Annotated in this window: 32 protein-coding genes and 1 pseudogene; 12 read left to right on the forward strand and 21 right to left on the reverse strand. The window is 71.7% G+C overall.

All coding sequences use genetic code 11. The features are described from left to right. The first annotated feature begins 76 nt into the window (after positions 1 to 76). A complete protein-coding gene (locus ACFWUY_RS25980; RefSeq protein WP_384113842.1) occupies positions 77 to 1,498 on the forward strand; it encodes a GH1 family beta-glucosidase in 1,422 nt (473 codons plus the stop codon). Between the two features lie 22 nt (positions 1,499 to 1,520). Here ACFWUY_RS25980 and ACFWUY_RS25985 read toward each other — a convergent pair whose 3' ends face one another. Further along, entirely contained in the window at positions 1,521 to 2,162 is a 642-nt protein-coding gene (locus tag ACFWUY_RS25985) for a hypothetical protein (protein WP_384113846.1), read from the reverse strand. Between the two features lie 129 nt (positions 2,163 to 2,291). Between ACFWUY_RS25985 and ACFWUY_RS25990 the strand changes: the two genes are divergently transcribed. Further along, positions 2,292 to 3,476: an alpha/beta hydrolase family protein gene (locus ACFWUY_RS25990; RefSeq protein ID WP_384113849.1), complete on the forward strand. Its 1,185-nt coding sequence runs from the start codon at positions 2,292 to 2,294 to the stop codon at positions 3,474 to 3,476. 21 nt (positions 3,477 to 3,497) lie between these two features. Here ACFWUY_RS25990 and ACFWUY_RS25995 read toward each other — a convergent pair whose 3' ends face one another. Then, positions 3,498 to 4,433, reverse strand: coding sequence for a LysR family transcriptional regulator (locus ACFWUY_RS25995; RefSeq protein ID WP_384113852.1), 936 nt, complete (start codon positions 4,431 to 4,433; stop codon positions 3,498 to 3,500). A gap of 133 nt (positions 4,434 to 4,566) precedes the next feature. On the opposite strand from ACFWUY_RS25995, the gene ACFWUY_RS26000 reads away from it, so the two are divergent. Together ACFWUY_RS26000 and ACFWUY_RS26005 are read left to right on the forward strand one after the other, a co-directional pair. Then, positions 4,567 to 5,781, forward strand: a complete 1,215-nt coding sequence (locus ACFWUY_RS26000) for an MFS transporter (protein WP_384113855.1) — start codon at positions 4,567 to 4,569, stop codon at positions 5,779 to 5,781. 135 nt (positions 5,782 to 5,916) lie between these two features. Continuing rightward, positions 5,917 to 6,186, forward strand: a complete 270-nt coding sequence (locus ACFWUY_RS26005) for a WhiB family transcriptional regulator (RefSeq protein ID WP_384113858.1) — start codon at positions 5,917 to 5,919, stop codon at positions 6,184 to 6,186. An 87-nt stretch (positions 6,187 to 6,273) separates the two neighbouring features. Here the strand turns inward: ACFWUY_RS26005 and ACFWUY_RS26010 are convergent, their stop codons facing one another. Then, the gene (locus ACFWUY_RS26010; RefSeq protein ID WP_384113861.1) at positions 6,274 to 7,140 is read right to left on the reverse strand and encodes an RNA polymerase sigma factor SigF; all 867 of its coding nucleotides are present in this window, start codon (positions 7,138 to 7,140) and stop codon (positions 6,274 to 6,276) included. Between the two features lie 153 nt (positions 7,141 to 7,293). Next, positions 7,294 to 7,752, reverse strand: a complete 459-nt coding sequence (locus tag ACFWUY_RS26015) for an ATP-binding protein (RefSeq protein WP_384113864.1) — start codon at positions 7,750 to 7,752, stop codon at positions 7,294 to 7,296. 195 nt (positions 7,753 to 7,947) lie between these two features. Between ACFWUY_RS26015 and ACFWUY_RS26020 the strand changes: the two genes are divergently transcribed. Further along, positions 7,948 to 8,175 (forward strand): DUF5133 domain-containing protein, encoded by a 228-nt coding sequence (locus ACFWUY_RS26020; protein WP_384113868.1) that lies wholly within the window; start codon positions 7,948 to 7,950, stop codon positions 8,173 to 8,175. A gap of 156 nt (positions 8,176 to 8,331) precedes the next feature. Here the strand turns inward: ACFWUY_RS26020 and ACFWUY_RS26025 are convergent, their stop codons facing one another. The 12 genes from ACFWUY_RS26025 to ACFWUY_RS26080 form a co-directional block, all read right to left on the reverse strand. After that, positions 8,332 to 8,493 carry a DUF5670 family protein gene (locus ACFWUY_RS26025; RefSeq protein ID WP_073816292.1) on the reverse strand — a complete coding sequence of 54 codons (162 nt, stop codon included), beginning with the start codon at positions 8,491 to 8,493 and terminating at the stop codon, positions 8,332 to 8,334. A 147-nt stretch (positions 8,494 to 8,640) separates the two neighbouring features. Continuing rightward, the gene (locus ACFWUY_RS26030; RefSeq protein ID WP_384113872.1) at positions 8,641 to 9,027 is read right to left on the reverse strand and encodes a hypothetical protein; all 387 of its coding nucleotides are present in this window, start codon (positions 9,025 to 9,027) and stop codon (positions 8,641 to 8,643) included. Positions 9,028 to 9,087: 60 nt separating this feature from the next. Further along, the gene (locus ACFWUY_RS26035) at positions 9,088 to 9,363 is read right to left on the reverse strand and encodes a gas vesicle protein K (RefSeq protein ID WP_384113875.1); all 276 of its coding nucleotides are present in this window, start codon (positions 9,361 to 9,363) and stop codon (positions 9,088 to 9,090) included. Then, positions 9,360 to 9,545, reverse strand: a complete 186-nt coding sequence (locus tag ACFWUY_RS26040; RefSeq protein ID WP_384113878.1) for a gas vesicle protein — start codon at positions 9,543 to 9,545, stop codon at positions 9,360 to 9,362. Before ACFWUY_RS26040 ends, ACFWUY_RS26035 begins: the two co-directional genes overlap by 4 nt. Next, entirely contained in the window at positions 9,542 to 10,348 is an 807-nt protein-coding gene (locus ACFWUY_RS26045; protein ID WP_384113881.1) for a GvpL/GvpF family gas vesicle protein, read from the reverse strand. The genes ACFWUY_RS26040 and ACFWUY_RS26045 overlap by 4 nt, the downstream gene beginning before the upstream one ends. Further along, positions 10,345 to 10,656, reverse strand: a complete 312-nt coding sequence (locus ACFWUY_RS26050; protein ID WP_384113883.1) for a gas vesicle protein — start codon at positions 10,654 to 10,656, stop codon at positions 10,345 to 10,347. Before ACFWUY_RS26050 ends, ACFWUY_RS26045 begins: the two co-directional genes overlap by 4 nt. Further along, complete coding sequence (locus ACFWUY_RS26055) at positions 10,653 to 10,784, reverse strand: hypothetical protein (RefSeq protein WP_384113886.1); 132 nt, start codon at positions 10,782 to 10,784, stop codon at positions 10,653 to 10,655. The genes ACFWUY_RS26050 and ACFWUY_RS26055 overlap by 4 nt, the downstream gene beginning before the upstream one ends. Then, positions 10,781 to 11,020 carry a gas vesicle protein GvpG gene (locus ACFWUY_RS26060; protein ID WP_384113889.1) on the reverse strand — a complete coding sequence of 80 codons (240 nt, stop codon included), beginning with the start codon at positions 11,018 to 11,020 and terminating at the stop codon, positions 10,781 to 10,783. The genes ACFWUY_RS26055 and ACFWUY_RS26060 overlap by 4 nt, the downstream gene beginning before the upstream one ends. 3 nt (positions 11,021 to 11,023) lie before the next feature. Further along, positions 11,024 to 11,743 carry a GvpL/GvpF family gas vesicle protein gene (locus ACFWUY_RS26065; protein WP_384113892.1) on the reverse strand — a complete coding sequence of 240 codons (720 nt, stop codon included), beginning with the start codon at positions 11,741 to 11,743 and terminating at the stop codon, positions 11,024 to 11,026. Further along, positions 11,740 to 12,177 carry a gas vesicle structural protein GvpA gene (locus tag ACFWUY_RS26070; RefSeq protein ID WP_384113895.1) on the reverse strand — a complete coding sequence of 146 codons (438 nt, stop codon included), beginning with the start codon at positions 12,175 to 12,177 and terminating at the stop codon, positions 11,740 to 11,742. The genes ACFWUY_RS26065 and ACFWUY_RS26070 overlap by 4 nt, the downstream gene beginning before the upstream one ends. A 61-nt stretch (positions 12,178 to 12,238) precedes the next feature. Beyond that, positions 12,239 to 12,559: a gas vesicle protein GvpO gene (gvpO, locus tag ACFWUY_RS26075; protein ID WP_384113898.1), complete on the reverse strand. Its 321-nt coding sequence runs from the start codon at positions 12,557 to 12,559 to the stop codon at positions 12,239 to 12,241. 75 nt (positions 12,560 to 12,634) lie between these two features. Next, positions 12,635 to 12,898, reverse strand: a complete 264-nt coding sequence (locus ACFWUY_RS26080) for a GlsB/YeaQ/YmgE family stress response membrane protein (protein ID WP_384113901.1) — start codon at positions 12,896 to 12,898, stop codon at positions 12,635 to 12,637. Between the two features lie 220 nt (positions 12,899 to 13,118). Here ACFWUY_RS26080 and ACFWUY_RS26085 point away from each other — a divergent pair, with 220 nt between their 5' ends. The 5 genes from ACFWUY_RS26085 (at position 13,119) to ACFWUY_RS26105 (ending at position 18,554) form a co-directional block, all read left to right on the forward strand. Continuing rightward, positions 13,119 to 13,712, forward strand: coding sequence for a 2Fe-2S iron-sulfur cluster-binding protein (locus ACFWUY_RS26085; protein WP_384113904.1), 594 nt, complete (start codon positions 13,119 to 13,121; stop codon positions 13,710 to 13,712). After that, positions 13,709 to 14,692 carry an FAD binding domain-containing protein gene (locus ACFWUY_RS26090; protein ID WP_384113907.1) on the forward strand — a complete coding sequence of 328 codons (984 nt, stop codon included), beginning with the start codon at positions 13,709 to 13,711 and terminating at the stop codon, positions 14,690 to 14,692. The genes ACFWUY_RS26085 and ACFWUY_RS26090 overlap by 4 nt, the downstream gene beginning before the upstream one ends. Before the next feature lie 18 nt (positions 14,693 to 14,710). Continuing rightward, the gene (locus ACFWUY_RS26095; protein ID WP_384113911.1) at positions 14,711 to 16,873 is read left to right on the forward strand and encodes a xanthine dehydrogenase family protein molybdopterin-binding subunit; all 2,163 of its coding nucleotides are present in this window, start codon (positions 14,711 to 14,713) and stop codon (positions 16,871 to 16,873) included. Positions 16,874 to 17,077: 204 nt separating this feature from the next. After that, positions 17,078 to 17,977, forward strand: coding sequence for an NAD-dependent protein deacetylase (locus ACFWUY_RS26100; protein ID WP_384113913.1), 900 nt, complete (start codon positions 17,078 to 17,080; stop codon positions 17,975 to 17,977). Between the two features lie 70 nt (positions 17,978 to 18,047). Next, a complete protein-coding gene (locus ACFWUY_RS26105) occupies positions 18,048 to 18,554 on the forward strand; it encodes a hypothetical protein (protein WP_384113916.1) in 507 nt (168 codons plus the stop codon). Positions 18,555 to 18,694: 140 nt separating this feature from the next. On the opposite strand, the gene ACFWUY_RS26110 is transcribed toward ACFWUY_RS26105, so the two are convergent. Then, positions 18,695 to 19,453 (reverse strand): MerR family transcriptional regulator, encoded by a 759-nt coding sequence (locus ACFWUY_RS26110; RefSeq protein WP_384113919.1) that lies wholly within the window; start codon positions 19,451 to 19,453, stop codon positions 18,695 to 18,697. Positions 19,454 to 19,918: 465 nt separating this feature from the next. On the opposite strand from ACFWUY_RS26110, the gene ACFWUY_RS26115 reads away from it, so the two are divergent. After that, the gene (locus ACFWUY_RS26115) at positions 19,919 to 21,037 is read left to right on the forward strand and encodes an AI-2E family transporter (protein WP_384113922.1); all 1,119 of its coding nucleotides are present in this window, start codon (positions 19,919 to 19,921) and stop codon (positions 21,035 to 21,037) included. Positions 21,038 to 21,099: 62 nt separating this feature from the next. Here the strand turns inward: ACFWUY_RS26115 and ACFWUY_RS26120 are convergent, their stop codons facing one another. Further along, positions 21,100 to 21,453, reverse strand: a complete 354-nt coding sequence (locus ACFWUY_RS26120) for a hypothetical protein (protein ID WP_384113925.1) — start codon at positions 21,451 to 21,453, stop codon at positions 21,100 to 21,102. Between the two features lie 324 nt (positions 21,454 to 21,777). On the opposite strand from ACFWUY_RS26120, the pseudogene ACFWUY_RS26125 reads away from it, so the two are divergent. Beyond that, positions 21,778 to 21,932, forward strand: a pseudogene (locus tag ACFWUY_RS26125) (N-acetyltransferase); the annotation flags it as partial. Positions 21,933 to 22,127: 195 nt separating this feature from the next. Here the strand turns inward: ACFWUY_RS26125 and ACFWUY_RS26130 are convergent. The 3 genes from ACFWUY_RS26130 to ACFWUY_RS26140 form a co-directional block, all read right to left on the reverse strand. Then, the gene (locus ACFWUY_RS26130) at positions 22,128 to 22,628 is read right to left on the reverse strand and encodes a MarR family winged helix-turn-helix transcriptional regulator (RefSeq protein ID WP_384113928.1); all 501 of its coding nucleotides are present in this window, start codon (positions 22,626 to 22,628) and stop codon (positions 22,128 to 22,130) included. A 53-nt stretch (positions 22,629 to 22,681) separates the two neighbouring features. Further along, positions 22,682 to 23,149, reverse strand: coding sequence for a cupin domain-containing protein (locus tag ACFWUY_RS26135; RefSeq protein ID WP_384113931.1), 468 nt, complete (start codon positions 23,147 to 23,149; stop codon positions 22,682 to 22,684). Between the two features lie 404 nt (positions 23,150 to 23,553). Next, a complete protein-coding gene (locus tag ACFWUY_RS26140; RefSeq protein WP_384113935.1) occupies positions 23,554 to 23,826 on the reverse strand; it encodes a hypothetical protein in 273 nt (90 codons plus the stop codon). Positions 23,827 to 24,337: the final 511 nt, after the last annotated feature.

The following is a 24,337-nucleotide window of genomic DNA, read 5'->3' on the forward strand; positions in this document are numbered from 1 at the left end:
GAGACCGCGGCCCGGACGCCCGCAGGGGCGCCCGGGCCGCTTTCCCGTCCCCTTCCGATCCACAGGAGCCACCCCCATGTCCGCGCCCGCCCCGTCCGCCACCGTCCAGCACGACGCGCTCATCGACCTCCTGCCCCCGCACTTCCGCTTCGGCGCGGCCACCTCCGCCTTCCAGATCGAGGGCGCCACCGACGAGGACGGACGCACGCCGTCCATCTGGGACACCTTCTGCCGTGTCCCGGGGGCCGTCGACAACGGCGACACCGGGGACGTGGCGTGCGACCACTACCACCGCATGCCCGAGGACGTCGCCCTGCTCGCCGCCCTCGGCCTCGACACGTACCGGTTCTCCGTCTCCTGGCCCCGGGTCCAGCCCCGCGGGCGCGGCCCGGCCAACCCGGCCGGCATCGGCTTCTACGACCGCCTGGTCGACGAGCTCCTCGCGCACGGCATCACCCCCTGGCTCACCCTCTACCACTGGGACCTGCCCCAGGAACTCCAGGACGCCGGCGGCTGGCCCGCCCGCGACACCGCGTACCGCTTCGCCGACTACGCGGAACTCGTCCACGAACGGCTCGGTGACCGCGTCACCCACTGGACCACCCTCAACGAGCCCTTCTGTTCGGCGGTCCTCGGCCACGTCGAGGGCGTCCACGCCCCCGGAGGCCGCTCCCTGGCCGACGGGGTGAGGGCCGTGCACCACCTGCACCTGGCACACGGCCTCGCGGTCCGGCGGTTGCGTTCCGCCGCCCGCCGCCCGCTCGACCTGGCCGTCAGCCACCTTCTCGGCACCAGCCGGCCCGCCACGGACAGCGAGGCCGACCGCGAGGCCGCCCGCCGGGCCGACGCCATGGGCTTCCGCTTCTACCTCGACCCGATCCTGCGCGGCCGGTACCCCGAGGACCTCGTCGACGACCTGGCCGCCCACGCCGTCGAGATCCCCGTCAGGGACGGCGACCTCGACGTCATCGCCGCCCCCATCGACACCCTGGGCGTCAACTACTACCGCTCGATGCGCACTTCCGGGGCCGACGGGAACGGCGCCACCACCGATGCCCGGGGCGTCCCCGTCACCCGCAACCTGCCGCACGGCGGCCTCCCGGTCACCGGCCTCGGCTGGGAGGTGATGCCGCACGACCTCACCGAGCTGCTGCTGCGCGTCTCCCGCGACTACCCCGGCACCCCGATGGTGGTGACCGAGAACGGCGCCGCGTACGAGGACCGTCCCGACGCGCACGGCTTCGTCGAGGACACCGACCGCACCGCCTACCTCGCCGCCCATCTGGCCGCCGTGGCCCGCGCCCGGACGCGCGGGGCCGACGTCCGCGGCTACTTCGCCTGGTCGCTCCTGGACAACTTCGAATGGGCGTACGGCTACGACAAGCGCTTCGGTCTCGTGCGCGTCGACTACGCCACCCAGTCCCGTACGCCCAAGCGCAGTGCCCTGTGGTTGCGCGACACCGCCCACCGCGTCCGCGGCACCGCCGTGAGCGGGTGACACGGCCGCCCGGTCCGCCGTCCTACGGCCCCGGCGGTACGGACAACGAGGGAAGGCCGAGGACGCGGGCGAGGGCGGCTGTGACGGGAACGTGCCGGTCGGGCAGATGTCCGGAGGCCCAGTCGGCCGCCAGTGCGAGGAAGTCGGTCAGGTCGCGTTCGGCACCGGAAAGCAGGTGACGGAGCTCCGCGACGGACAGCTCGATCACCGGACTGCCGCTCCGCCCGGCGTCGGCCGTGAGCCGCACCGTGTCGCCGACGCGCTCCGCGACCGGTGACACGGGATCGTGGCCGAATCCGAGCATCCCGCCGTCGTCGACGAGCCGATGCCAGTCGCGCCAGTCCTCCAGCCCGTCGCAGCACCCGGGCAGGAAGGCGACGCCGGTGGAGTCCTCGGTGACGCGCAGGCCGCCGGCCGCGAAGAGGTCGTCGAAGGTCAGCAGTCCGTGAAGGAACGAGTCGAGTGCTCCGGCCGGGCGAGGCGGGCGATCGCCGTCGGGGTCGATGTCGTTGCAGTCGGCGATACGCATCACCGCCGTCCCCACCTCGGCGGGTGAGAGCTCACCGCTGAGAGGCAGGAAGCCGAACGGCTCGATCCCGGCGACAGGCCAGAGGTCGAAGCCGTCGGGAGTGTGGATCTCCAGGACGGGCTGCATCACGATCACCCGCCCAAGTCTTCCGTACTGCCCCCGTGGCAGACGCACCGGACCTCGTCGGGGCAGGCAACTCGGACGGCTCGAAGGGAGTCCCCAAGGACGAGGACGGACGCCATGTGAAGCGCTGTGGGGGGATACATGCACATCGACGAGAACGAGTCCCGCGGGGCGCGGGACCGGGGATCCGCCGGCGAACGGACCGAACAGGCCGGGCGCGGGGGTACGCGCGGGTCGGCGGCCGGCCGGCCGGGCAGGAGGCCGTACCTGCCCCCACCGACCGGGCCCCGGGCGGTCGGCACCACGTCCCTGCACCTCACGGACGGCTCCCGGCCCGATCCCTGGGCTCCGGGGGCGAGCACGCGCGAGCTCATGGTCTCCCTGTGGTACCCGGCCGCCTCGCCGAACGGGCGGCGGGCGCGGTACATGACGCCGACGGAGTCGGAGCTGCTCCTCGAGGAAGGGGGCATCACCGGCGTGCCGTCGGACGTGTTGAGCACGACACGGACCAGCGCCTTCGCCGATGCCCGGCCGGCGGGGTCCGTGCGCGGTCTGCCGCTGGTCGTCCTCTCTCCCGGCTTCACCAAACCCCGTACCACGCTCACCTCCCTCGCCGAAGACCTGGCGAGCCACGGTTACCTGGTGGCCGCGATCGATCACACCTACGAATGCGTCGCCACCACCTTTCCGGACGGACGGGTCACCACGTGCGGCGCCGGCGAGGTCACGCACGACGAAGCGTTCTGGAAGCGGCTGGTCACGGGCCGGGCCGCCGATGTCTCCTTCGTCCTGGACGAACTGACCGGGACACCCCTGAAGTGGGACGGCGCCCGGCTCGTCGACCCGTCGCGGATCGCGATGGCGGGCCACTCCGTCGGCGGTGCGAGCGCCGTCACGTCCATGCTGGCCGACTCCCGGATACGCGCGGGAGTCGACATCGACGGCACGACCCAGGTCCCGGTCCCGGACAGCGGCCTGTCCCGGCCGTTCCTGTTCCTCGGCAGGCAGGCCCAGTACAGCCCGGGCAGCGGCGGCGCGGCCGCCACCTGGGAACGCGACTGGCCGAACCTGACCGGGTGGAAGCGGTGGCTCGTGGTGGCCGGGGCCGGACACGCCTCCTTCACCGACGTCGGACTGCTGGCCGAGCAGTTCGGAATCGGCGGGGGCGCCGGCCTGTCGGCGGCCCGTGCGTCGGAGATCACCCGCGGGTACACCCGCGCGTTCCTCGACCTGCACCTGCGCCACCGGCCCCGGTCCCTCCTGGACGCTCCTTCCGGGCGGTACCCGGAGGTCGTGTTCAGCGCCCCCCGGGACGAACGCGGGTGACTGAGTTCCGTCCGGCGGCGTTCAGCGCGGAAGCACCCAGCTCGGCGTCCAGGTCCCCGCGGTGTCGTGGCCGGCCGCCGTGGCGGTCAGGTGGGCGCGGAGGGTGGTCAGTGCGGGGTGGGGGTTGTCGCGGTGCCAGAGGATCGAGTGGGGGTAGACGGGCGTCGGGTCGGTCACCGGGACGCGGCGCAGGCCGTGGTCGGCGGGCCAGACGAGGCGGGTCCGCCCGCCCATGAAGGTGGCCAGGGCCGGGGTGTCGGCGATGGTGTCGAGGAGGGCGTCGGAGCCGAAGTTGGGGCCGGTCGCCTCGATGGTGAGGCCGAATTCGGCCACGAGGTCGTCGTAGTAGGCGGCCCACTCGGTACCGGGGACGATGCCGGGCATCCAGATCCGGTGCCCGGCCAGCCGGGCGAGTGGCACTGATCGCGCGCCGGCCAGCGCGTGGGCGGGGCCGGTGAGGAGCTGGAGGGGTTCGTCCAGCACCCGGACGGACTCGATGTCTTCGGGAAGGGGACAGCCGGGGGCGGCGACGGCACGGAAGGAGGCGTCGATCGCGCCGGACCGGAGGGCGGCCACGGCCGTTTCGATGCCGAACAACGTCATCACGTCGAGGTCGATCTCGGGGTGTGCGCGGTGGAAGTCGCGCATCAGGCCCGACTGGGCGCTGCGCAGGGTGATCACGTCCACGCGCAGCGGACGCCGGCCGGTGCGCACGGACGCGACCGCGCGTTCGGCGACGCGCAGCAGCTCGCGCGCGTGGGGCAGGAACGCCTGACCGTCGATGGTGAGCTCGGCGCCGCGTGCGGTGCGGGTGAACAGCCGCACGCCGAGGTCGCGTTCCAGAGCGGCGATGCGCTTGGAGACGGCCTGCTGGGTGACCGACAGCTCGGCGGCGGCCTCCTGGAACTGTCCCGCGTCGGCGGCGGCGACGAAGGTCCGGACGGTGTGGAGGTCCATCCCGGCATCCTACTGATACAACCGTTGGTTGTGGATGCACGGCCATCTGGTTGTTTGATCCCGCTTGTCGCGCTCGCTTTGATGCTTCTGGTCGCGGTTCGGTTGTACGGGTGAGTGGCGAGGGGCATCGAGCATGAGGAGCGGGCATCGGCTCGGGCGGCGGTTCGGGTGGCTGTGGGGAGCGTACGGAACGAGCGCGCTCGGCACATGGCTCGCTTTCGGCGCGTTTCCGCTGATCGCCGTCCAGGCCCTGCACGCCGGACCGGCCGAGGTCGCCGCGCTCTCCGCGGCGGGGGCCGCGGTGGGCGCGGTCGTGGCGGTGCCGCTCGGACCGTGGGTGGAGTTCCGCCGCAAGCGGCCGGTGCTGATCGCGATGGACCTGGTGCGGTGCGCGGCGCTGCTGTCGGTCCCCGCGGCGTACGCGCTCGGCGTGCTCGGCTTCCTTCAGCTCCTGCTGGTGTCGGTCGTCGTCGCGGCGGCCGACATCACGTTCCGCGCCGCGTCCGGCGCCTTCCTGAAGACGCTGCTGGTGGCCGAGGACCTGCTCGTCGCCAACGCCCGGTTCGAGTCCACGGCCTGGACGGCCACGATCATCGGGCCGCCCCTGGGCGGCGCGGCGGTCGGGCTCCTCGGTCCGGTGGCGACGGTGGCGGCCGACGCGGTCAGCTACCTGCTCTCCGCCCTGGGCCTGCGCGCGATGGGCGGGCACGAGCCGCCGCCCGAGCGCCGGCAGGCCGCGCGCATGCGGGCCGGGGATCTGCTCGACGGGTGGCGGTACGTCCTCGCCGACGCGACGCTGCGCCCGCTGTTCTTCAACACCGCCTGGTTCAACGGCCTGGTGATGGCCACCCAGCCGCTGCTGGCCGTCCTGATGCTCGGCCCGCTCGGGTTCGCCCCGTGGCAGTACGGCCTCGCCTTCGCCGTGCCCTCCATCGGCGGCCTTCTCGGATCGTGGCTGGCCCGACCGCTCGTCGCCCGGTTCGGGTCGTACCGGATCCTGATCGCGGCCGGGGCGCTGCGCGCGATCTGGCCCGTCGGTCTGGTCTTCCTCGGACCGGGCGCCGGCGGGCTGCTGCTGGTGGTGGGCATCGAGCTCGGGCTCGTCCTCTGCTGTGGCGTCTTCAACCCCGTCCACGCCACCTACCGCCTCGAGCGCACCCCGAACGACCGCATCACCCGCACGCTGTCCGCCTGGGCGGTGACGACCAAGGCCTCGACCGCGCTCCTGACAGCCGTCTGGGGCGTGCTGGGCGGCCTGCTCGGCCCCCGGACGGCCATCGGGCTGGCCGGCCTGCTCCTCCTTGCGACTCCCCTGCTGCTCCCCCGCCGCCCGGCAGCGCTTCCTTGACGTGTCTCCTCCGCCGCGGGGTGCGAACCCGTGCTCCCCGGTCGAATCCCCCGAGGGCGACGGCGTTTCAAGTACCGATATGAGGTCAGCCGAGAAGAAACGACTTCTTTCTCCACATGTCGGTCAGGAGGACCCATGGAAAGCTGGCGCGCGTCCGCGGCCTGCCGGAACGTCGACCCCGATCTCTTCTTCCCGGTGGGAACCGGGGCCCCCGCTCTGGTACAGGCCGAGGAGGCCAAGGAAGTCTGTCGGCACTGCCCCGTGCGCGAGGCGTGTCTCCGCTGGGCCATGGACGACTCCCGCCAGGTGACGGGGGTCTGGGGCGGCCTGAGCGAAGACGAACGCCGTTCCCTCAAGCGGCGGTTGCGTCGTGCGGCGAACACGGGGGAACGGCCCCACCGGTAGGGATGCCGGTCCCCCGGTGAGGCCGTTCGGTTCTCCTGCGGTTCCCCGGGGAACGGGTGGGTGCCCCGGGGCGGTAGGGAGGGCGGCTCATTCCTCCAGCGGGGCGAGCATGCCCTCCCGCAGGCGTGCCAGATTGCGCGAGAGCAGCCGTGACACCTGCATCTGGGAGACTCCGAGCCTCTGTCCGATCTCCGACTGCGTCAGCTCCTCGACGAACCTCAGGTGGAGGAGCCGACGGTCCCGCTCGCCGAGTTCGCCGAGCAGCGGTGCGAGGGCGTGGCAGTCCTCGAACAGTTCGAGCGCCGGGTCCTCCTCCCCCAGGAGGTCGGAGAGCATGGCGCCACCGTCCTCCTCGTCGCCGCCGACGGCCGCGTCGAGCGAGGTGGACGTGTACGCGTTGGAGGCGATCCGCGCCTCGATCACCTCGTCCTCCGAGAGGTTCATGAGGGCCGAGAGCTCCGACACGGTCGGGGCCCGCCCGAGGCGCGAGCTGAGCTCCTCCGTCGCCTTGGCCAGCTCCACGCGGGCTTCCTGCAGCCGGCGCGGCACGTGGACCGCCCAGGAGGTGTCGCGGAAGAACCGCTTGATCTCCCCCACGATGCACGGCACGGCGAAGGTCGTGAACTCCACCTCGCGGGAGATGTCGAACCGGTCGATGGCCTTGATCAGTCCGATGATGCCGACCTGGACGATGTCCTCCATCTCGTCGCCCCGGGACCGGAACCGACCGGCCGCGTAGCGCACGAGCGACATGTTCATCTCGATCAGCGTGTTGCGCGCGTACTGGTACTCGGGGGTTCCCTCCTCCAATACGCCCATCCTGCCGAAGAACAGTTTCGACAGCTCACGCGCGTCCTTCGGCGCGATGTCGCAGGGAGCTTCGACGACGGGCAGTCCGCCCCCCACAGCCGCTTCAGCACGGTTCTTCGTCTCCGTCTGCACTGCAGTCGACACGCTCTGTCCCCTTCGGTTGTCGGCAACGCTTTCTCCCCCGGGCGGCTCGCCTACCCCGGCACTCACGGAACATGCACGGGAATTTTCGGACCGCGTTTCCGGCCTGCCGGACCCCGGGTCGTCAGGCATCCGGCTCCGGTCATCCGGCTCGGGTCATTCGGCCGCGGCGAGGCGAAGACGCGCCCTGACCCGCTTCCCCGTCCCCGTCGGATGCGGCTCGACACTCACGCTCTCGCAGACGGTGACGACGATCTCGACCCCGTGCTGGCCGATGCGGCCGGGGTCGTGGCCGCGCGGGACCGGGGAGGCTTCCGCACGGTCGAACACCGAGATGTCCAGCGCGTCCTCGAACAGCTCCAGCAGAAGCCGGCAAGGGCCGGGCGCGTGCCGCACCACGTTGGTCACCAGTTCGCTGACCACCAGACGCGCCATGTCGACCCGCTCCCGGGCCACCGGCTCACGCCCCATGGCCGGTGCGGCGGCGAGGAAGTCCGCGGTGAAGGCGCGAGCGGACGCGATCATGCCGTCGCCGGTGTCCTCGATGTCGTAGTCGACGCTCACGGACAGCACGGGCTGCTGTGTCGCACGCTCGGTGGCGATCGCGTCCGTCATCGGCTTCCCCCCTTTCTCACACGGCTTCGTACCGCGCTTCGCACATTCCGTACTCCGCCTTGCCCGCCTTCGGGGTTTTCATTCCCGTACCCGGGCACGCGGTTCGGCCGTCCGCCGGGCATACAACCCGGAAGCGGGGGTATCCGGCGCATCGAAACGGGCGGTCGGCGCCCTGACGGCGAAGGGGAAAGCACTGTGTTGATGGCCCATCCCGCGGTGTTGAGCAATCTGATCGAACAGTACGAGACGCTGAAGGCACTCTACGCGGAGAACGGCGATGTCGAGGTGCGACGCCGTATGGACGACATCGCGTACACGCTCTGCGTCTCCACGGGTACACGGGACGTGGACACGGCGCTGGTCATCGCCCGCCATCGTCTGCCCGGCGCGCGCCCCGAGGACGACTCGGTCCTGACGGCCTGAACCCGGCACGGCGAACCCGGCACGGTCCTCCTCCGAGGAGCGTGCCGGGTTCGCCGTGCTTCCGGGCTGTGCTTCCGGGACGACGACGACCGCGCCCGCCGCCTGTGTCGGCGGCGGGCGCGGTCGTCGTACCGCGAGCGGGCGGTGAGGGAAGGACTACCAGCGGTACCAGCGGCCAGAGCCGCCCTTCGGCCGGGCCACGAAGCCCAGCAGCCAGAGGACGAGCACGATCACGGCGATCCACCAGAGGGCCTTCACGGCGAATCCGGCGCCGAAGAGAATCAGAGCCAGCAGCAGAACCAACAACAGGGGAACCATGTGTCAACAACCTCCGCATTTCCACGTCCGACCACTCCCGGCGAATCCTCCAAGTAAACGGGATTCGCCGGAAGGGCCGAATTCCTTTTCAGTGACCGGGACATGACCGGGACATGGGATTCGGCGATCCCACCGGGCCACCACAGGTCAGATACGGCCGCCGGTGAGCCGGGAGAGCGGGCCGCGGGAGCGCAGCCCCGCCCGGCGTCCGAGCGCGTACGCGCCGGTGAGCGCGGCCGCCGCGCTCACGGCGGCGCTGCTGGTGACCGCCTTGCGGGCGCGCACGGCGGTCACCAGCGTGCCACCGGTGCCGCGGACGGCGTGGACGGCCGCCAGGGTCTTCTCGGCGAGAGGGGCCGGAAGCGCGGTCAGGGCCCCGCCGGTCTTCTCCCCGGTCTCCTCCACCGCGTGCACGGTCTTCTTCGCCGCGTCCGAAGCACTGCTCGTCCGGTTCCGTGTACCGCTCCTTTCCGAGGCGGTACGCGAACTGTTCCGGCTGGACGGATTCTCGTTGCTCTTCTCCGATGCACTCATGTACACCGTCTAGCCGGACCTCGCCGGAACAAACCCTTGTTCGGAGGAGTTTGCCGATATTCAGAGGAGTTTGCCGAGCGGCCCGAGGTCGATGTTCAGGTCTTCCGGTTCCAGGCCGAAACGGTCGCGCAGCAATGCCATCCGGTCCTCCAGGAGCATGAGGGTCAGACCGAGCCGCTCCTCCTGCTCCTCGGTGAGGTCGCCCACCTCGAACCGGCGCACGGCCTGGCGCTCCATCAGCTGGCGCAGCAGCTCGACGACGGTCAGGACGAGGCAGGCCAGGTCGCGTTCGACGGTGTCGGGGTCGAGTTCCACCCGTCGCGGTCGTGTCGTCATGGTGTCACCCGCTCCCACGGGGAGGGCACGGCGTCGCCGACGGAACTGATGAGCGCCTTCAGGTCGATGCGCACGAGGTCGACGTCGGCGATCCTCAGGGTGATGTCGCCGGCGAGCACCACACCGCCGGCGAGCAGCCGGTCAAGCAGGTCGACCAGCGCGATCTCCCGCTGGTCGCTCATCGCTCCGGCTCCTCGTCGGTGTCGTCGCCCGTGAAGGAGTAGGGCACCCAGGGGCCCGTGATCTCCACGCGCAGGCCCGTCCGTACCTCTTCGGGCGGGGGAACCGCGTCGAGGAACTCCTGCCGCTTGTCGTCAGGAACGAGGTAGGCGGCGTTGAAGACGTTCCGGCCGGGGCCCTGGGACAACCGCGCCTGCTGGGGCGGGTGGAGCACCGCGTCCGCCGCGGTGCGTACGAGCGTCTCGTGCAGGTGTCGTGCGGTACGGGCCGCCGTGTCGTCGACGTCCTGGCGGGCCCGCCGGTCCCCCAGCCGGCGCCGCAGGTAGTCGCGCCCGGAACCCCCCGCTACCGACGGCGCCTCGCCTGTGCTCGCGGGCGCGGTCGGGCCGGGTGTCTCGTCGACGTACAGCTTGACGCCCCACTCGTGGGTGCCCGTCAGGCGGTCGAGGGTCTCCGAGAGGCGGTGTTCACCCTCTTCGAGGAGCCGGCGCACGCCCGGCTCGCCACGGCAGACGGTCGCCAGCCGCAGCGGCACGGTGGTGACCCGCCGACCCGCCGCGGCCACCACACCGTGGTGGGCCCTGGCCACTTCCGCGAGCCAGTCCAGGTCCTCCAGCCTTCCACGCAGCGGCACTTCGTCGAAGTCGGCCGCCGGGACCGGCTCGACGAGAGCGGTCAGGCCCCGGTGCGCGACGGTCACGAGGCCCGTGCCCAGCGTCTCGCCTGCCGGGGGTCCGGGAGGCCCCCCGGTGACATCGGACGACCGGACCACGGCGTACACGTACAGCAACGGTTCGTCGTTCATGACTCCTGCCTCGCCTCCAGCTCGGCGATACGCCGGCGCAGCTCCTCGTTCTCCCGGCCGAGCTCGCCCCGCCGGGCTCCGGAGGACAGGGCCGGGTCCTGCTCCCACCAGTCGATGCCCATCTCCTTGGCCCGGTCGACCGACGCCACGACGAGTCGCAGCTTGATGGTGAGGAGTTCGATGTCGAGGAGGTTGATGCGGATGTCCCCGGCGATGACCACGCCCTTGTCGAGGACGCGCTCCAGGATGTCGGCGAGGTTGGCCGACTGGTCGTCGTAGGGACGCGGAAGTCCCGACGGCATCGTCATACGTCCTCCTCCTTCTCTTCCGTCGCGGCGCGCGTGGTGGCCTCGTGGAGACCCACCGCGCCCGGGACGAGGCCCTTCGCCCCGTCCCGGGCGCACGCGACGCTGCACTCCGGCGCCCGGTGGGTCACCGGCCGTCCCCCCGCCCCGTGTCCAGGCGGGCCAGGAGTTCGTCCTCGCGGCGGTCGAACTCCTCCTCGTCGATCTCGCCGGCCTCGAACGCCGCGACCAGTCCCGCCAGTTCGCGGTGGACGGTCTCCGGGTCGTAGTACTCGCGCTCCGCCACCTCGACGACCTGCCGCAGCACCCAGGCGGTGCCGCGCACCGGCGCGGCCGGCAGCAGGAGGACCTCCTTGAGCAGTCCCACGGGTCACTCCGTCTCGACGAAGCTGTACACGGGCAGCGGTCCCGTCACCTGCTCCTTGAGGTGCTCGTGCTCCTGCGGGAGGGCGCGCACGGCCTCCAGGAACTCGTCCTGCCGTTCGCGTTCCACCAGGAACGACAGATTGGCCAGCCATCCACTGCCCTCCGGCCCGCGCACCATCGCCGCCGCGTACGGCGCCAGGGCCTGTTCGACGAGCGCCGCGTCGGCCTTCTCCCGCTCGGCGACGGCCCGCGCCATCAACTCGCCGAAGGCGAGCCTCTCCTCGTGGGTGCCCCCGCCCGCCGCGCGCTGGGCGGCGTGCCGGGCCAGCAGGCCGGGGTCACCCGCGAGCACCACCCGCAGCACGGCCTCCTCGTCGTGGTAGACCTTGACGTTGAACTCCTCCTTGCCGTCCAGCTTCCTCAGCCGCTCCAGGTAGCGGTCGTGATGCTCGTCGAGGACGGCGGCGACGGTCTCGTCGTCGGGCGAGACCCCGCCGAACCGCAGGGGCAGCACGGGGCCCTCCTTGCCGGCCAGGATCACGACGTGCTGGTGCGCCAGCAGGTCGCGGCGCTTCGGCTTCAGTTCGGACGGCGCGTCGCTGCACAGAGCGACCAGGTCGCCGCTGCGCACGGTGCGTACGGGCCGCGGGGGGTCGCCGATCCCCTCGATGGCGTCGGGCAGCTTCCGGTCCGCGGGCGCGATGCCGTAGACGTACGTGCTCATTCCTTCTCCTCCCGGCGGGTCGAGGTGCGCCGGCGCGATCCGCCGCCGCTGCTGCTCTTCTCCTCCGGTTCCTCGTCGCGCGACGAGTGGAGGGCGTCGGATATCGTCTGGGCGGCGCCGCTGAGCGCGCCCTTGGTCTTGCCCCGGGCGCCGGACTCGGTCATGTCGCCGACCAGTTCGGGCAGGCCGGGGTTCTTGCGCGGACCGGCCTCCAGGTCCAGCCGGTTGCAGGCTTCGGCGAACCTCAGGTAGGTGTCGACGCTCGCCACGACGACACGTACGTCGATCTTCAGGATCTCGATGCCGACCAGGGAGACGCGCACGAACGCGTCGATCACCAGGCCACGGTCCAGAACCAGTTCGAGTACGTCGTACAGACCGCTGGAGCCACCTCCGGAGGTGGCCGGAGCGCTCTGGGTGGGAACGACAGTCATTCTTCTCGATCTCCCTCTCGTCTCGGGACGGACGGGTGCGGGACGGACGGGGCCGCCTCGCTCAGCGGCGGTCCGCGCGCCCCCTCTCGTAACGGCGGGTGCGCCGGTAGCCGATGAGGTGCCCGTGGTGGTCGACGTCGACCTCGTACGAGGCGAGCAGGCTCATCGTGTCCGGCACGCGCGGCAGTTCGAGGACTTCGACCGTCAGGCGCCAGTTGCCGTCCTCGCCGCGTCCGCAGGAGCTGACGGCCTCCGCCGGCCGGTCGAGGAGGAGCGCGAGCTGCTCCATCGCCGTTCGAATCACCTCGGTCACCGGCGGGGGCCGTTCCGCCTCCGCCTTCGCCGCCTTGCTCTCCGTCCCGCTTTCCGATGAATGGGTCATGACTTTCTCCTTTCACGTGTTACCGGGCACTCCATGCCCAAACTGGTTGAAACGCAGGGCACTTGTGGGGCGGGGTCAGCGCAGGCCCTTCACCCGCGACAGCGCCGCGACGCCGAGGGCCGCGAACAGCACCTGCGCCAGCCACTCGGTCCAGTCCACCCCTGAGGTGTCGGAGAGGCCCGTCACCCGGGCGATCGCCGTACCCGTCAGCGCCGCGGCGATGCCGACGACGAGGGTCCACAGCACTCCGATGTGCTCGTGCCCCGGGACGACGAGGCGCCCCAGCCCGCCGACGACCGCTCCGATGACCAGAGCGCTGATCACTCCTGAGATCTCCACATTCGCCTCCCCGGCTCTCGGACGAGTGCCCTGCGACCCGCCTGCCCGCCGCGCGCCACTCCACGCCCGGCGGTGAAGGACGATGTGCCCCGGCGGCGAAATGTCCGTCGGACGACGGCCCCTACGCCGTTCGGCGGACAAGGGGACATACGGCGGGGGAGGCGGGGAAGGGGATGTCGGGCAGAAGGTCGTCCCGTCCGTCGTCGGAGGAGCAGGCACCGTGGACCGTACCGGAGGGAGCAGCGGGAGCGCTGCCGTACGCGAAGGCGGATCGGAGGGACTCCAGGACCTCACGTCGTCCGTCTCGCTCCAGGTCAACGGGACCACGCACACGGTGCGTCTCGACAACCGCACGACCCTCCTGGACGCCCTGCGCGAGCACCTGGGCCTCACCGGAGCGAAGAAGGGCTGCGACCACGGGCAGTGCGGCGCCTGCACGGTGCTCGTGGGCGGGCGACGGGTGAACAGCTGCCTGCTGCTCGCCGTCACGTGCGACGAGCCCGTCACCACGGTCGAGGGCCTCGCCGGCCCGGACCGCCTCCATCCGGTCCAGGAGGCGTTCGTCTCCCGGGACGCCCTCCAGTGCGGCTACTGCACGCCGGGGCAGATCTGCTCGGCCGTGGCCATGCTGGACGAGGCGGCCGCCGGGCACCCCTCGTCCCTGACGCCACCGGACCGCCCGGACGGCGACGGCCCGGCGGCCCTCACCCCGGAGGAGATCCGTGAGCGCATGAGCGGCAACATCTGCCGCTGCGGCGCCTACCCGAACATCGTGGACGCCATCGTGGACGCCGTCGAGGAGGCCGCCTCGTGAAGCCCTTCGGATACCTGCGCGCCGAGCGCACCGAACAGGCGCTCGCCGCGTACGCGGCCCACCCCCGCGCCCAGTACCTCGCCGGTGGCACGAATCTCGTCGACCTGATGAAGCTCGGGGTGGCCGATCCCCCGTTCCTCGTCGACATCAGCCGGCTGCCGCTGGACGGCGTCGAGGAGACGCCCGAGGGCGGTCTGCGCGTCGGGGCGACCGTGCGCAACAGCGACCTGGCCGTCCATCCGCTCGTCAGGACCCGGTACACCGCGCTGTCGCAGGCACTCCTCTCCGGTGCGTCCGCACAGCTCCGCAACACGGCCACCACCGGCGGCAACCTCCTCCAGCGCACCCGCTGCCCGTACTTCCAGGACACCTCCAAGCCCTGCAACAAGCGTGAACCGGGCACGGGCTGCCCCGCCCGCGAGGGGGTTCACCGCGACCTCGCGGTGCTCGGCCACTCCGCGCGGTGCGTCGCCACGCACCCCTCGGACATGGCGGTCGCGCTCGCCGCCCTCGACGCGCGGGTGCACCTGCTCGGACCCGACGGCGACCGCACCGTGCCGGTCACCGAGTTCCACCGGCTGCCCGGTGACCGGCCGGAGCAGGACACCGTCGTCCGGCCAGGCGAGCTCGTCACCGGAGTGACGCTCCCGCCGCCCGCCGGGGCCCACAGCTCCTACCGCAAGGCCCGAGACCGCGCCTCGTACGCCTTCGCGCTGGCCTCCGTCGCCGCCGTCCTCACCGTGGAGGACGGCGTCGTCCGGCACGCCGCCCTCGCCTTCGGCGGGCTCGCCCACAGACCGTGGCGGGCCCGCGCGGCCGAGGAGGTGCTGCGCGGAGCACCGGCCACGGAGGAGACGTACGCGCGGGCCGCCGACGCCGAACTGGCCGCGGCCGAGCCGCTGCGCGACAACGGCTTCAAGGTGCCGCTCGCCCGCAACCTCGCCGTCCACGTGCTCACCGATCTCGCGTCCCGCCCCTGAGGAGGCCCGGCCACCGTCATGCCCCCGACTCCCACGACCCCGACTCCCCCGCCCCAGGCCCCGCCCCTGTCCGGCGCCGACGCCGTCCGGCGCGACGCCCGACAGAAGGTGACCGGCACGGCGCGCTACGCCGCCGAGCACACTCCGCCCGGCTGTGTCCACGCCGTGCCCGTGCCCGCCACCGTCGCGCGTGGCAGGGTGACCGCCGTCCACGCCGACGAGATCCTGCGGCGGCCCGGTGTCCACGCGGTCCTGAGCCACGAGAACGCGCCCCGGCTCGGCGAGACCGAGGACCCGACCCTGGCGCTGCTCCAGGACGCACGCGTCCCGCACCGGGGCTGGTACGTCGCCCTCGTGGTCGCCGACACCCCGGAGAACGCGCGCGCGGCCGCCGACGACCTGCGGATCGAGTACGCCGCCGAGGACCACGACCCCGGGCCGCCCGCCGGTCATCCCGGGCTCTACACCCCCGAGGAGGCGAACGGCGGCCACCCGGCCCTGCGCGAGCGCGGCGACTTCGACACGGCCTTCGCCGCGTCGCCGGTGCGGGTCGACGCGACGTACACCATGACCGCCCAGCACAACCACCCCATGGAACCGCACGCCTCCACGGCGTGGTGGGAGGACGGCGCTCTGACCGTGTACGACTCCAGCCAGGGGTCGACGACCGTACGGGACGTCCTCGCGGGGCTGCTCCAGGTGCCCGGGCACCGCGTCACGGTCGTCTCCGCGTACGTCGGCGGCGGCTTCGGCTCCAAGGGCACCCCGCGGCCGCAGGTCGTCCTCGCCTCGATGGCGGCACGGCACCTCGGGCGGCCCGTAAGACTGGTCCTCCCCCGCCGCGAACTGGCCACCGCCGTCGGCCACCGCGCCCCCACCGTGCAGCGCGTCCGCATCGGCGCTTCCGAGGAGGGGCTGATCGGCGCCCTCGCCCACGAGGTCGTCACCCAGACGTCGACGGTCAGGGAGTTCGTCGAGCAGTCGGCCGTACCCGCCCGCATCATGTACACCTCGCCCCACAGCCGTACGAGCCACCGCGTGGTGGCCCTGGACGTGCCCACCCCCTCCTGGATGCGTGCCCCTGGCGAGGCGTCCGGCATGTACGCCCTCGAAGCGGCCATGGACGAGCTCGCCGTCGCCACCGGCGTCGACCCGGTCGAGCTCCGGCTGCGCAACGAGCCCGACGTGGAACCCGACAGCGGCAGACCGTTCAGCAGCAGGAACCTCGCGGAGTGCCTGCGGCAGGGCGCACGGCTCTTCGGCTGGGCGGACCGCGACCCCCGGCCCGGGGTACGGAGGACCGGCGACCGGCTGACCGGCACCGGAGTGGCCTCGGCCACGTACCCGTACATGCTCAGCCCCTCGACGGCCTCCGCGCACGCCGTACCGGGCGGCGACCACGTCGTACGCCTCAACGCCACCGACATCGGCACCGGGGCGCGGACCGTCCTCGCGCAGATCGCCGCCGACGCGCTCGGCGTCCCGCCGGCATCGGTGCGCGTGGAGCTCGGCAGCAGCGCGCTGCCGAGCGCCCCGCTCGCGGGCGGCTCCTCGGGAACGTCCTCCTGGGGCTGGGCGGTCCACAAGGCCTGTACGGCGCTGGCCGGCATGCTGCGCGCGCACACGGGCCCGCTCCCGCCCGAGGGGCTCACGGCGCGGGTGGACACCGCGGAGGAGGCCGGGCGGGAGTCGCCGTACGCGCGTCACGCCTTCGGCGCGCAGTTCGCGGAGGTCGAGGTGGACACCGTGACGGGCGAGGTACGGGTCCGCCGGCTGCTCGGGGTCTTCGCCGCGGGCCGGGTGCTCAGCCCGCGTACCGCCCGTTCCCAGTTCATCGGCGGCATGACGATGGGGCTCGGCATGGCGCTGACCGAGGGCAGCACCCTGGATCCCGTGTTCGGTGACTTCGCGGAACGCGACCTGGCCTCGTACCACGTCCCCGTCTGCGCCGACGTGCCGGCGATCGAGGCGCACTGGCTGGACGAGGAGGATCCTCACCTCAACCCCATGGGCAGCAAGGGGATCGGCGAGATCGGCATCGTGGGGACGGCCGCCGCGATCGCGAACGCCGTGCACCACGCGGTGGGGGTACGCCTGCGGGAGCTGCCCCTGACACCGGACCGGCTGCTTCCGCACCTGGGGGCTGAGCCGCCGCCCGCGGAGCGACCCGTGTCGGGCTGAGCCGTCACCCTCAGCTGCCCGCCCGTGCCGGGCCGAGCCGCCGCCCGCAGGCCTGAGGCCGCCGGCTTCGCTTTCGACCGGGCGTTGCCCTCGGCGTCGGACCGCATGGCGTCACCGCCCCTGAAGACCGGCGGTCGCTCCACCGCGCGCTGGTCCGTGGCGGAGCCGAAGGCCTGAGGGCCGCTGGTTCCGTACCCTGGCGGCATGCGTATGCGCCCCACTCTGAGCTGGACCCCCACCGAGGACCTGCCACCGGGCACCACGGACCCGGGCCCTGTCGCCGACGCGCTGGACACCGGCGGTGTGCTGGTGCTCAGCGGGGCGGGCCTCTCCACAGAGTCGGGCATCCCCGACTACCGGGGTGAGGACGGAAGCCTGAGCCGGCACACCCCGATGACCTACCAGGACTTCACCGCCGACGCCCGGGCCAGGCGCCGGTACTGGGCGCGCAGCCACCTCGGCTGGCGCACCTTCGGCCGCGCCCGCCCCAACGCCGGGCACCGGGCCGTGGCCGCCTTCGGGCGCCACGGCCTGCTCTCGGGCGTGATCACCCAGAACGTCGACGGCCTGCACCAGGCCGCCGGCAGCGAGGACGCCGTGGAACTCCACGGGAGTCTCGCCCGGGTCGTCTGCCTCTCCTGCGGCGCACTCAGCCCGCGCCGCGAACTCGCCCGGCGCCTCGAGGAGGCCAACGCGGGCTTCGAGCCGGTCGCGGCCGGGATCAACCCGGACGGCGACGCCGACCTCACCGACGAACAGGTCGGGGACTTCCGGGTGGTGCCCTGCACGGTGTGCGGTGGCATCCTCAAACCCGACGTGGTGTTCTTCGGCGAGGCCGTCCCCCCGCAACGGGTCGAGCACTGCCGCGAACTGGTCCGGAACGCGACCTCGCTCCTGGTCCTCGGCTCCTCCCTGACCGTGATGTCCGGGCTCCGGTTCGTCCGCCAGGCGGCCCAGGCCGGGACACCGGTACTGATCGTCAACCGGGACCCCACACGTGGCGACCGGCACGCCCTCACCCGGGTCGCACTCCCCCTGGGAACGGCCCTCACCACCGTGGCCGCCCGGCTGGGCATCTCGGTCGACGGTCAGGAACCGTGCTGATCGCCTTCCGGGACCGCCGACCGGGACCGCTTCGAGCCGAGGAGGGGCGCTCCTCCGACAGGATGACGTCATGTTCGATTTCGGCATCGCGGGCTACCAGCCGGCATGGCTGGACGGCCGCAGTGACGTCGTACGGGCGCACGGGAACCGTCTGCGTGCCCTTGCCGGCCGGACGCTCACGAGAGTCTGGATGGTCTGGGACCTCAGGGACGACGAGTGGTTCTGCGACTGCCCGGTGCTGTTCGACTTCGACGGCGAGCAGGTCGAGATCAACCATCGGAAGCTCGGCGATCTCTCCCTCACGTGGAACACGATCGACCCCACCCGTCCGGTCCGGTGGCCCGGCTTCGACCTGCGGTGGCGCCCCGAACCCCTTCCCGGGCTCCAGGCCCTGCGGGGGCTGCCGCTCAAGGGCGCCGAACTGCTCGAATGGACGGGCAGGGACGTGGCTCAGGGCAACGTCGACATCGGCTTCACCTTCGAGACGGGTCGCGTGACCGTCTTCAACGCACTCGACGAGAACGGGGTGAGCTTCGCCCCTCCCGGACCGAGCCGGCGGTCCCACCCGTTCCCTTGACGCGCCGGGAGTTCGGACATCAGGTGTCGCGGTGGGCTCGCGGGCGAGCCGTCGGCTCATGAGGTCAGGCATCGCTCGCCGGCGAGGACACGCGGCCGACGCCATCGCGGGGCGTTCCCACGACGGCGTCGGGGTGCGGCTCAGTTCAGCCGGGTGGTGACGTAGGCCTCGATGGCGTCGCGCTGGTACACGGCCAGCCCCGGGGCGATCGCCTCGTACGCGGTGCGCCAGGTGTCGTTGCCCACGCAGGCACGCCCGATGGCCCGGTACTCCTCGGCGGAGACGGCTCGCAGCTCGCTCAGCGTCCGGTACTGGGCATCGATCTCGGCCTGTGCCGGCTCGGCGTCGGCCGTGTGGCCCGCTGCCATGAGTTCGGCCAGCCGGATCATCTGCGCGGTCCGCGCACGGTGCGCGGCGTCGGCGTCGGTCCGGCTCATCGTGGCGGCGCGCCGTCCGACCTCCTGGGCGAGTTCGGGAAAGTCGCGCATGTTCTCCTCGTACTGGGAGGGCTCGACGCCCTCGAACAGGTTCTCGGGTCGACTGATGGACATGGGGTGTCCGTCCTTCCTGGATCGCTCCAGTTCGGCGATCGTGCGGGAGACGGTGCCGGCCAGGGCTTCGAGCCGGTCCCGCTCCGCGAGCAGCCGGCGGTGGTGACCCCGCAGGGCATCCACCTCGTCGACCCGCTCGGACAGGATCCGGCCGATCTCCGGCAGCCCCACGCCCAGCGCCCGCAGCACGAGGATCTGCTGCAGCAGCAGAAGCTGCCGCTCCCCGTAGTAGCGGTGACCGTTGGCGCCGGTCCTGGCCGGCGGCAGGAGGCCGATCTCGTCGTAGTGCCGCAGGGTCCGGGCGGTCACGCCCGACATCCGGGCCACCTCCGCGATCGGCCAGTCCATCACCGCTCCTGCACGCTGCATCACCGGGCCGGTCTTTCCGGCCCTGGTCACGACGGTAGGAGCTGCCGTAGCGGCAGCTTCAACCCCGAGGTCCATGTTCCTCGGAACCGAGCGGAACCGAGCGGTACCGAGCGGTACCGAGCGGTGAAGGCCGGATCGAGGGCTCGTTCTCCGGGACCAGACCCGCTGAATCGTCCGGTAGTCGATCACGGTGATGTCCTCCTGCCGGAGAACCTCACGGGCCTGCGGCGACGTCAGGAACTCGTAGTCCGTCCGGCGCACGAGCCGGCCGTCGTCGACGGCCTGCGACTCCTTTTCGGGTCAGCAGTCCCCGGCCCGCCATAGCTGGAGCACGTACGTCTCCAGCCCGTCGCGAGCCCCGCCGGTCCCGCCGCCGCGCGCGGTCTCGGAGGTACGGTGCGGGCGATATCCGGCCGGGCGGCAGACAACAATAGGGTGAACCCCATGTCTGACATGCTGAGTTCCACGAAAACCGCCGCCGCGCTACGCAGAGCGGCACGCGTCTCCGCCGAGTCGTTGCTGGTCCTGCTGATGGCAGCAGTGGCCCTGTGGATCCTGGGCCGCATGTGGTCGGTCGTCTGGCCGCTCATAGTGGCCCTGTTCCTCACCACCATGACCTGGCCCCTCACCCGTTTTCTGCGCAAGATCGGCTGGGCGCCAGCCCTGGCCGCGGCCGTGGTCACCGTACTTTTCCTCTTGGTGGTCGCGGGTGTCGTCGCGCTGATCGCGGTGCCGGTGGCGTCCCAGTCCGGAGAGCTCGCCGACGGTGTGGTCGAAGGCATGCAGAAAGTGCGCGAGTGGGCCGCCGGACCGCCGTTGAACATCGGGGACGACCAGATCTCCGGCGCCTTCGACGCCGCGATCGCCCGGATCCAGGACAGTGTCGGCAGCATGGTCACCACCGTCGTGTCGGGCGTGAGCACCGTGTTCAGTGGTCTCGTCACGGCCGTCCTCGCGCTCTTCCTGATGTTCTTCTTCCTCAAGGACGGGCCGCGTTTCCTGCCGTGGCTCACCCGCCAGCTTCCCGGCCGCCTGGCCACCGACGTCCCTGTCGTGGCCGCGCGCGGCTGGGAGACCCTGGGCGCGTTCGTACGCTCGCAGGCGTTCGTCGGCCTGCTCGACGCCGGCTTCATCGGCCTGGGTCTGTGGCTCCTCGACGTACCGCTGGTGCTCCCCCTGGCCGTGCTGACCTTCGTCTCCGCCTTCGTGCCCATCGTGGGGGCCCTCTTCGCCGGCCTGGTCGCGGTCCTCATCGCGCTGGTGTCGAACGGCCTGACCGACGCGCTGCTCGTGCTGGCGATCATCGTCGTGGTGCAGCAGCTGGAGGGCAACGTGTTCCAGCCCATGATCCAGAGCCGCGGCCTCGGCCTGCACGCGGCGGTCGTCCTGCTGGCCGTGACGCTGGGCGGCAGCCTGGCCGGCATCGTGGGCAGCCTTCTCGCGGTACCCGCGGCCGCGCTGATCGCGGTGGTCTGGAACTACGTACGCGAACAACTCGCCACCCCCCGGCAGGAACCGGACGCCGACGGGCCGGACACCGCCCCCGTCGTCGCGCCGTCGTAGTTCCCGCCGAAGCCGCTCGCAAGCGGCGGGGGCGGGGCGGGTGTCGTCTGTCGTCGCCGAGGTCAGTTCGCGTACACGACGATCAGGAACAGCGCCGCGAGCGGCACGACGGACGCGCCGAGCAGTGTCAGCACTGCCGGGACCGCCGCCGTCAGCCGCGTCCCGCCCTCGCGCCGTCGCGAGCGGAACGCCACGAGGGCCAGGACGAGCGGCGACGCCACGAGGGCGAGGCAGATCAGCGGCGCCAGGAGTCGGCCGAACGCGGTGACACCGGTATCGGTGACCAGGTGCCAGGCCGGCATGCCGAGAACGGCTGTCGGTCCGGCCAGCAGGCCGAGCGAGAGGACCGACGCCACGGCGACGACCAGCCCTTCGGTCACCCGCTCGGAACGCTTACGCTCCTGGTCCGCTTCCACAGGTCCGGTGTATCCCATGCCCCATGTCCCCTCGCTCCGGTCGAACCCCGCCCGTCCCTTGGCCGAAGGGACGGCTGCACCGGGCACCCCCGGGGCCGTGGGCAAGATGATCCCATGGGGACCGGAGCGTCAGCGTCGGCTGCCCCGTCGTACGGTTCGCGTTCCACTCGGCCCCGGCGACGCTCACGGCCTCCGCCGGTCACGCACGCGGACGGCCACTGCCTCCGGGCCCTCGTTCCCGCGGTCCCCGAACCCGAGCGGGAACACTCTCCAGGAGTTCTCGTCGGTTTGCGGCCGACGAGCCGGGTCGGACAGGAAGCTTGCGTGCTCAGGGGTGACAAGGTCGGGCTCAGGGCCCGCCACGAGGACGACATCCCGATCCTGCGGGCCGAGCTCTACGACGACGTCGTCAACTCCGCACGGGCCGAGGGGGGCCGTGGCGGCCCCTCACGCCCGGTTCGAAGGATCCGCGGCTCATGGCCGGAGCCGTACGAGGAACGCACCCTCGAAGCCTTCGGACCGTCCACCCTTGCGGACCCCTTCACCGACGATCGGCCGCCGGGCGATCGCGTTCGTCGCGCAGTCGGTGGTCCGGGTCGACCGTCGGGCCTCGCGGCTTTCAGGAGACGTACTCGCGGACGGCCGGGAAGGCTCGCGGTTCCCGCCTCGCGCGGTCAGGCCACCGGAGCTCCGCCGGTGGCGGGGGCCGACCCTTCGCGTTCGGTGAGGGTCCTCGTGATGATCTGGGCGATGGCGACGAAGGCTTCGATCTCCTCCTTGCCCAGGTTCTTCGCGGAAGTCTCCTCCAGCGCCTTCCACATGGCGGCGATGGGCTTCTCCATGCTGCGGCCCTTGTCGGTGAGTCTGACGATCACCGCCCGCCGGTCGTGTTCGGCCGGCTCCCGGGTGAGCAGTCCGGCCTCCTGCATCCTTCGCAGCGATTTGGAGACGGTGGAGTGGTCCAGGCCCACGGCTTCGAGGAGTTCGGACTGCGTCCGCCCTTCCTTGTCGAAAAGCTGCATGAGCAGGAGTTCCTGACCTGGGTGCAGGTTCATCTCGCGGAGCATGGAAGCCGCGTAGCCGCGGTGGGCGCGGGCGAGCTGGAAGAGCGTGTAGCTGAGCCGGCCGTCGTGGACGGCGCTGGGGAAACGGTCGTCGGGTGCGTGGGTGGTCATGTCTGTCGTCCTCAGGAGGCGGTGTCGGCCGGGCAAGGGCCGCTTGTACGGGGTCAGCGGGGAGGGCCGAGGACGACACCGCCGTACAGTTCGGCGGCCTCGGCGAGGAGCGACTTGGGGATGGCGAACCCGTCGGGCCTGGGGGTGGTGAGGTCGCGTCCGGCGTGGCGGAACATCCCCTCGATCCCGCCGGGGGTGGCGATCATCAGCAGGTCGGCGCGGTCGGAGGTGATGCGGTAGGAGTGCGGGACGTTGCGCGGCAGGTAGACGATCCCGCCCTCGCGCAGCTCGCTCTCCTCGTCCCCCGACCACACCAGGGCCGACCCCTTGAGCAGCATGAAGATCTCGTCCTCGCGCGTATGCAGGTGAAAGGGCGGAGCCTCCCCTCTGGCGACCTCGAACCGGCCGACCGTCAGCTGCCCGTCGGTGGCCTCCTTGTCGAGCAGGACGGAGAACGTTCCCCCGTCGATCCACTCGAGCTTCTGCTGGTCTTCGCGCTGGGCGAGGTAGGTCATGGACATGAGTTTCTTCCTCCGTGATCGAGCGGGCTGCAGCGTCAACGGAAACGGACAAGGTCAGCTCCTGGTGCGGACCCCAGCCGACCATGTACGTGGCCGGCCACATAAGAGTAGCTCCAGGATATGTGGCTGGCAACGTAATGATGGGGAGCGGCGCGACCTGACACGGCGTCGGCCCTCCCCGTGGAGGGCCGGCCACGGGGGATGACAGCGGTGTGCGGTGGGACGGTCGACCTGTTGCCGCGACCTGCCGGGAGTCCGCCTTGATGCCCATGCACTCGGCGGAGCGAATCGACCGACCCGCTGGGGGCAATGGCCGAAACCGAGTCCGACCCGGCGCGGCGCGAGTTCCTGGAAGGCTTCCCGGAAGGCTTCGGGCTCCTTGATGATGTGACCTGATCTGCGCTTCACGAGCAGAGCAGGACGCGCTTGCGGAGGGGTTCGATCCGGACCGGAGAAGCAACGGCGGGCCGTCGCCCTTTGATCGCCCGATCGACGCCGACGGCAACGGCGACCGGGTGCGTCCCTCCGTCGGTGCCGGTGGGGTCGATGACGAAGCTGGCCACGCCCGCGCAGTGGATGACCAAATCCTGATCGCGCTTCCAACAGTCGTGCCGGAACTCGATCCCGATCTCATCACCGCCGGCGTCCCGGATGCCTTGAAGTGTCAGGGCGTTCACGCATCGCCTGCCGTGGAAGTCGTAGTGACCGTGTCCGTGGCGAAGGCTCGGGCACCGGGTGGCAGATCACCGGAGATCGAGGGCAGGTGCTCCAGGTAGCGAGCCGGGTCCAAGATCCCTGACCGGTCGCCGGCCCGCGCATCGAGATTGACGTACTCCATCGGCCTGTGGCCCCGCTCGTGGCTTCGCTCCCTGCCGGCAGGCGAATCGTCGCACGTCTCCTCTCCTTGTGACCTTGCTCGAAGCTCCACGCGCTGCCGGGACGCCTCGGATCACGGAGGACTTCGACGTCCGCCCCGTGGTGGCGACGTGGGCGCACGTCCGTCCTGCGCGCGAGGTCGGGCTTGCTCGGCTTCGCACCGCAGGCCCGTCCGATGCGTTCCACCGGGCGACATGCCGCCTCCACGATGCTTACCCGTTCGACGAACAGACGTTCCCGTGCCGGCCGGCCGTGGGTGCCGGGCCGTGGGAAGTGGGCCATCCTTGGGGTATGGGTGCCCATCGCGGTGCG

Source organism: Streptomyces sp. NPDC058664, from assembly GCF_042716635.1.
Classification (GTDB): domain Bacteria; phylum Actinomycetota; class Actinomycetes; order Streptomycetales; family Streptomycetaceae; genus Streptomyces.

Bases quoted from the DNA above. Each gene is read 5' to 3' on its own strand.
- ACFWUY_RS26110 (WP_384113919.1), bottom strand. From the start codon at position 19,453: ATGGACTGGCCGATCGCGGAGGTGGCCCGGATGTCGGGCGTGACCGCC.
- gvpO (WP_384113898.1), bottom strand. From the start codon at position 12,559: ATGACCCATTCATCGGAAAGCGGGACGGAGAGCAAGGCGGCGAAGGCG.
- ACFWUY_RS26070 (WP_384113895.1), bottom strand. From the start codon at position 12,177: ATGACTGTCGTTCCCACCCAGAGCGCTCCGGCCACCTCCGGAGGTGGC.
- ACFWUY_RS26095 (WP_384113911.1), top strand. From the start codon at position 14,711: ATGCCCCCGACTCCCACGACCCCGACTCCCCCGCCCCAGGCCCCGCCC.
- ACFWUY_RS26000 (WP_384113855.1), top strand. From the start codon at position 4,567: ATGAGGAGCGGGCATCGGCTCGGGCGGCGGTTCGGGTGGCTGTGGGGA.
- ACFWUY_RS26040 (WP_384113878.1), bottom strand. From the start codon at position 9,545: ATGAGCGACCAGCGGGAGATCGCGCTGGTCGACCTGCTTGACCGGCTG.
- ACFWUY_RS26065 (WP_384113892.1), bottom strand. From the start codon at position 11,743: ATGAGCACGTACGTCTACGGCATCGCGCCCGCGGACCGGAAGCTGCCC.
- ACFWUY_RS25980 (WP_384113842.1), top strand. From the start codon at position 77: ATGTCCGCGCCCGCCCCGTCCGCCACCGTCCAGCACGACGCGCTCATC.
- ACFWUY_RS26025 (WP_073816292.1), bottom strand. From the start codon at position 8,493: ATGGTTCCCCTGTTGTTGGTTCTGCTGCTGGCTCTGATTCTCTTCGGC.
- ACFWUY_RS26130 (WP_384113928.1), bottom strand. From the start codon at position 22,628: ATGACCACCCACGCACCCGACGACCGTTTCCCCAGCGCCGTCCACGAC.
- ACFWUY_RS26100 (WP_384113913.1), top strand. From the start codon at position 17,078: ATGCGTATGCGCCCCACTCTGAGCTGGACCCCCACCGAGGACCTGCCA.
- ACFWUY_RS26115 (WP_384113922.1), top strand. From the start codon at position 19,919: ATGTCTGACATGCTGAGTTCCACGAAAACCGCCGCCGCGCTACGCAGA.
- ACFWUY_RS26005 (WP_384113858.1), top strand. From the start codon at position 5,917: ATGGAAAGCTGGCGCGCGTCCGCGGCCTGCCGGAACGTCGACCCCGAT.
- ACFWUY_RS26030 (WP_384113872.1), bottom strand. From the start codon at position 9,027: ATGAGTGCATCGGAGAAGAGCAACGAGAATCCGTCCAGCCGGAACAGT.
- ACFWUY_RS26105 (WP_384113916.1), top strand. From the start codon at position 18,048: ATGTTCGATTTCGGCATCGCGGGCTACCAGCCGGCATGGCTGGACGGC.
- ACFWUY_RS25990 (WP_384113849.1), top strand. From the start codon at position 2,292: ATGCACATCGACGAGAACGAGTCCCGCGGGGCGCGGGACCGGGGATCC.
- ACFWUY_RS26135 (WP_384113931.1), bottom strand. From the start codon at position 23,149: ATGTCCATGACCTACCTCGCCCAGCGCGAAGACCAGCAGAAGCTCGAG.
- ACFWUY_RS25995 (WP_384113852.1), bottom strand. From the start codon at position 4,433: ATGGACCTCCACACCGTCCGGACCTTCGTCGCCGCCGCCGACGCGGGA.
- ACFWUY_RS26045 (WP_384113881.1), bottom strand. From the start codon at position 10,348: ATGAACGACGAACCGTTGCTGTACGTGTACGCCGTGGTCCGGTCGTCC.
- ACFWUY_RS26050 (WP_384113883.1), bottom strand. From the start codon at position 10,656: ATGACGATGCCGTCGGGACTTCCGCGTCCCTACGACGACCAGTCGGCC.
- ACFWUY_RS26015 (WP_384113864.1), bottom strand. From the start codon at position 7,752: ATGACGGACGCGATCGCCACCGAGCGTGCGACACAGCAGCCCGTGCTG.
- ACFWUY_RS26035 (WP_384113875.1), bottom strand. From the start codon at position 9,363: ATGACGACACGACCGCGACGGGTGGAACTCGACCCCGACACCGTCGAA.